The 4,055-nt window shown below is 40.0% G+C and carries 7 protein-coding genes; 6 read left to right on the top strand and 1 reads right to left on the bottom strand.

The window, feature by feature from the left end; genetic code table 11:
• The 4 genes from AC1DSB_RS15625 to AC1DSB_RS15610 form a co-directional block, all read left to right on the top strand.
• Window positions 1-558: NAD(P)/FAD-dependent oxidoreductase (locus tag AC1DSB_RS15625; RefSeq protein WP_477587057.1), on the top strand; the 558-nt coding region annotated here is incomplete at its 5' end.
• 199 nt (window positions 559-757) lie between these two features.
• Window positions 758-1,315 (top strand): 3D domain-containing protein, encoded by a 558-nt coding sequence (locus AC1DSB_RS15620; protein WP_477531456.1) that lies wholly within the window; start codon window positions 758-760, stop codon window positions 1,313-1,315.
• A 45-nt stretch (window positions 1,316-1,360) separates the two neighbouring features.
• Window positions 1,361-1,540: a hypothetical protein gene (locus AC1DSB_RS15615; protein ID WP_477531455.1), complete on the top strand. Its 180-nt coding sequence runs from the start codon at window positions 1,361-1,363 to the stop codon at window positions 1,538-1,540.
• A gap of 68 nt (window positions 1,541-1,608) precedes the next feature.
• Window positions 1,609-2,331, top strand: a complete 723-nt coding sequence (locus AC1DSB_RS15610; protein ID WP_477531454.1) for an amino acid ABC transporter ATP-binding protein — start codon at window positions 1,609-1,611, stop codon at window positions 2,329-2,331.
• 141 nt (window positions 2,332-2,472) lie between these two features.
• Here AC1DSB_RS15610 and AC1DSB_RS15605 read toward each other — a convergent pair whose 3' ends face one another.
• Window positions 2,473-2,871, bottom strand: coding sequence for a hypothetical protein (locus AC1DSB_RS15605; RefSeq protein ID WP_477531453.1), 399 nt, complete (start codon window positions 2,869-2,871; stop codon window positions 2,473-2,475).
• A gap of 198 nt (window positions 2,872-3,069) precedes the next feature.
• Between AC1DSB_RS15605 and AC1DSB_RS15600 the strand changes: the two genes are divergently transcribed.
• Both AC1DSB_RS15600 and AC1DSB_RS15595 read left to right on the top strand, forming a co-directional pair.
• Window positions 3,070-3,450, top strand: coding sequence for a hypothetical protein (locus AC1DSB_RS15600; protein ID WP_477531452.1), 381 nt, complete (start codon window positions 3,070-3,072; stop codon window positions 3,448-3,450).
• A gap of 3 nt (window positions 3,451-3,453) precedes the next feature.
• On the top strand, window positions 3,454-4,055 hold a 602-nt coding region (locus AC1DSB_RS15595; protein WP_477587056.1), incomplete at its 3' end, for an MFS transporter.

Raw genomic sequence — 4,055 nt, 5'->3', positions numbered from 1 at the left:
ATCTTTAACTGCCCATATTGTGATGGTTGGGAATTGCGAGATCAACCACTCGCATTATTTGGCATAATTGACTACACCCTTCACACAGCTGAAATATTACGCAATTGGTCTCAAGATCTTGTGATATTTACGAATGGTCAAGAGATGACGAAGAGTCAATTGAATGAAATTAAAAAGACTGAGCTCCAAGTAGAAACAAGTCCTATACGACTTCTTATTGGAATAGAAGGAAAGCTCCAAAAAATCGAGCTTGAAAATGGACGAGTCATAGCACGAATGGGTGGATTTGTGACACCGGAGCTTGTACAAGCATGTGAATTAGGAACTCGTCTAGGTGTTAAATTAAACAATACAGGAGGCCATTATTCGGACGAGGTAGGAAAAACTAAAGTGCATGGTTTATTTGTGGCAGGAGAAGCTTCAAATGTCTATCCTGCACAACTGATCATAGCCGCTGCAAGTGGTGCCGAGACTGCGATGGCGGTCAATGTGGAATTAATTCATGAAGGAATATTGGGAAGTAAAAAAGAAGATTTTATCACTCCTGAAGACTTATGACGGGAGTTTTTTTTTACGTCATTTTTCGATGAGAATAGACAAATATACCTACTTATTTTTTATTTTGAAAATTCTTTTGTTTCGCATTAGTAATATAAACACCCTCAAATTGTAAAGAAACATCCTATGTTTTGTCATGAATCTGTAATGTTTAAATGTTATTTTTATTTCTACAAACGAGAAATAAAGGAGAAACAACTTGAAAAAATTTAGTTTCGTGTTAAGTTTTGTATTAATGTTCCTCTTCGCATTTGCCAATGATTCAGAAGCAGCTGCTTCTTCGCACACGGTTAAAAAAGGTGACACATTATATAAAATTTCCAAACATTATAATGTTAAAGTTTCTACCATCAAATCCTTAAATGGTTTAAAGTCCGACATGATTAAGCCGAATCAAAAACTTAAATTAACCGGCACTAAAACTGCTGCTAAAAAATCTACACCATCTCGATCGAATGCCAATGTGGTAAAAGAATTTATGGTATCGACAACTGCTTACACAGCAAATTGTCGAGGATGTTCTGGCATAACAGCGACGGGAATTAATTTGAAAAAGAATCCAAACTTAAAAGTAATTTCTGTTGATCCACACGTCATCAAACTTGGAACAAAAGTATACGTAGAAGGCTACGGATACGCTGTCGCAGGTGATACAGGAAGTGCAATAAAAGGAAATAAGATTGATTTGTTTATGCCTAACCAGACAAGTGCATTAAAATGGGGACGTAAAACAGTCAAAATCAAAATTCTAAAATAACCTTAGCATTAAAGCTCACTTGCCAATTACGGCGGGTGAGCTTTTTTGAAACGCTCCATTCCACCTCTTGGAAATCAGTTCATCATCACCTTGAAAGACTCTTCATTGGTCTATATTGTCAGTGTGCCAGAACTGTTCGCCATGGCTAACCGAGAAGCGGCGCAGTCCTATCAATCTCTGGAAACCTTTTTAGTGGTTGGGGTATACTACCTAGGTTGGTTATGATCTTCACTTATTTACTAAAACTGTATGAAAATAAACTGAATGTCGACAAATAAGAAGGAGGGGATTAAATGTTAAACGGAACAAATATCCATAAATCGTTCGGCGATTTGGAAGTGTTGAAAGGCATTGATCTGGAAGTCGCTCCTTCGGAAGTGGTCGTCCTGGTCGGGGTCAGTGGATCCGGTAAAAGTACGCTTTTACGTTGCTTCAATTTTTTGGAACGAATTAATAAAGGGACCATCGAGGTGGATGGACAAGTGGTGGATCCCAAGAAACATAAATTATCAAATATCCGTGCAGAAGTAGGCATGGTATTCCAACATTTCAACCTCTTCCCGCATATGACGGTGCTTGAAAATATCATTGAAGCACCAATGATCGTGAAGAAGATGAAAAAAGAAAACGCGGTTACCTTGGCAAAGGGCTTACTTGAAAAAGTAGGCTTGGCTGACAAGGCAGATGTCTATCCGAGCAAATTATCCGGTGGACAAAAGCAACGTGTCGCAATAGCACGTTCACTTGCAATGGAACCGAAAGTTCTTCTGTTTGATGAACCAACATCTGCGCTTGATCCGGAGCTTGTTGGAGAAGTACTGAGTGTTATGCAGCAACTCGCACAAGAAGGCATGACGATGGTTGTGGTGACACATGAAATGAAGTTTGCACGTGAAGTTGCAGACCGTGTCATCATGCTGGATGAAGGCCGAATTATTGAGTCTGCGGATCCAGTTACTTTCTTTGAAAATCCAAGTCATGAACGTACGAAACAATTTATTCAACTAGTCGATTAAAAGGGAAAACCCCGATGGTCAGCATAAACTGACCATCGGGGTTTTTGTGTGGGGAAAAAAAGAGGAGTATTCTGTACAGTAATTCGTCTGACTGTCGACCCCACTATTGGACTTTACATCAGAACGAATAAAACTTTTGAATTATCGGCGACAACCACATGGGTTTCCACCGCAACCACATCGGCGTCCACCGTATGGGTTCATTCCACCATAAGGGTTTCCACCGTATGGGTTCATTCCACCATTAGGGTTTCCTCCGTAAGGCGATTGGCTTGGAGAAACAACAACGTTCTGATTAATCTCCCGGTAGTAAGTTCTAGGAACGTCAACGATGTGCTGTCTGTTGATATTAATTAATGGTTGAATATAAGGAACTTCACGTTTTACGTAAGAGTCCGTATAGCGGCATAAAGGCGGACATACAATTGGTTGAACACCTGGTTGATAACCTGGTTGTGCGCCTTGTTGAACACCTTGAACACCTCGTGGCCCATAGTTTGATCCTGGTCCATAGTTTGATCCTGGCATATTGCGATTCATAATGAATTCACCTCCATTCTATCTCTTTTAATAGATGCAATTTTGTTCCTTTTGGAAACGGCGTTCAAAACATTTCTTGCAGAGAGATTTTTATTTCTGTAAAATTATTGGAAATAGTATGAATCGGGAAAGGGTGCGACGAGTGTAAGACTCCTTCTTTCAATCTAATAAACTGAATAGAGTGAAGGAGAGATTCATGTGAACGACCGTCGTTCTTTTTATTTTCTATGGGTAAGTCAGATGATGTCCAATTGTGGGGATGTCCTTTATATTGTGGGACTGATACAACTGGTTTATGTCTCGAGTGGTTCTGTATTAACACTGACACTTATTCCATTAACCATTACTTTTTCACGGCTGGTTGGGAGTTTTCTGACACCACTTCTTTTGCATCGGTTTCCTTTACGTCAAATATTACTTTTTTCGATGGTCGGGAAAATCATTGTCTTAAGTGGCGTTTTTTTATGCAAAGAAGAAAGTATCCTATGGATTCTTATTTTGGTCAGTGTCATCGCCTTCCTGGATGGGTGGGCAACGCCGATCCGACAAGCCATGCTGCCTGAATTGGTAGGGAAATAGGAATTGCCTAAGGCTAATAGTTTAGTAGCCATTTCCGATAACACAATCAATCTGGTAAGTTGGCCGATTGGCGCATTTTTTGTCGCTCTTTATAGTGGGGGAACTCTTTTACTTGTTTCCATCGGGTTATATATATTCGCATGGATGCTCACATACGGAATTAAAGCGATACCCCATATCAAGAAGGATGTACAATCTGTATTTCAACAACTTTCTGGAGGATGGAAGTATTGCTTTTCCACAAAGCCTATTCGTAATATACTGCTGCTAGATACATTGACAGCATTTGCAGGAGCGGTCTGGATTTCCGCCATTCTGTATGTTTATGTTGACGAAGTAATTGAGAAAAGCACTGCCTGGTGGGGGTATATAAATGCATTTTATTCAGGTGGCTTTTTGATTGGTGGGTATTTGTTTGCCAAATTAATGAAGATTCCTGCACATCTGATGATAGGAGCGGGTTGTTTCCTTGCAAGCCTATTAACAGTGTGGTTTCTGTTTCCATTTTATGCTTGGATGGCGCTGGTCATTTCACTGTTCCTTGGCGTCTTTGGTCAATTACAGCTGATTGCCCAATTGACTGCATTGCAAACGCATACAGATAC

This window comes from Paenisporosarcina sp. P4_E4_2 (assembly GCF_056401595.1).
Note: the sequence above shows the minus strand (reverse complement) of the source record. Positions and strands in the feature narration are given on the sequence as shown.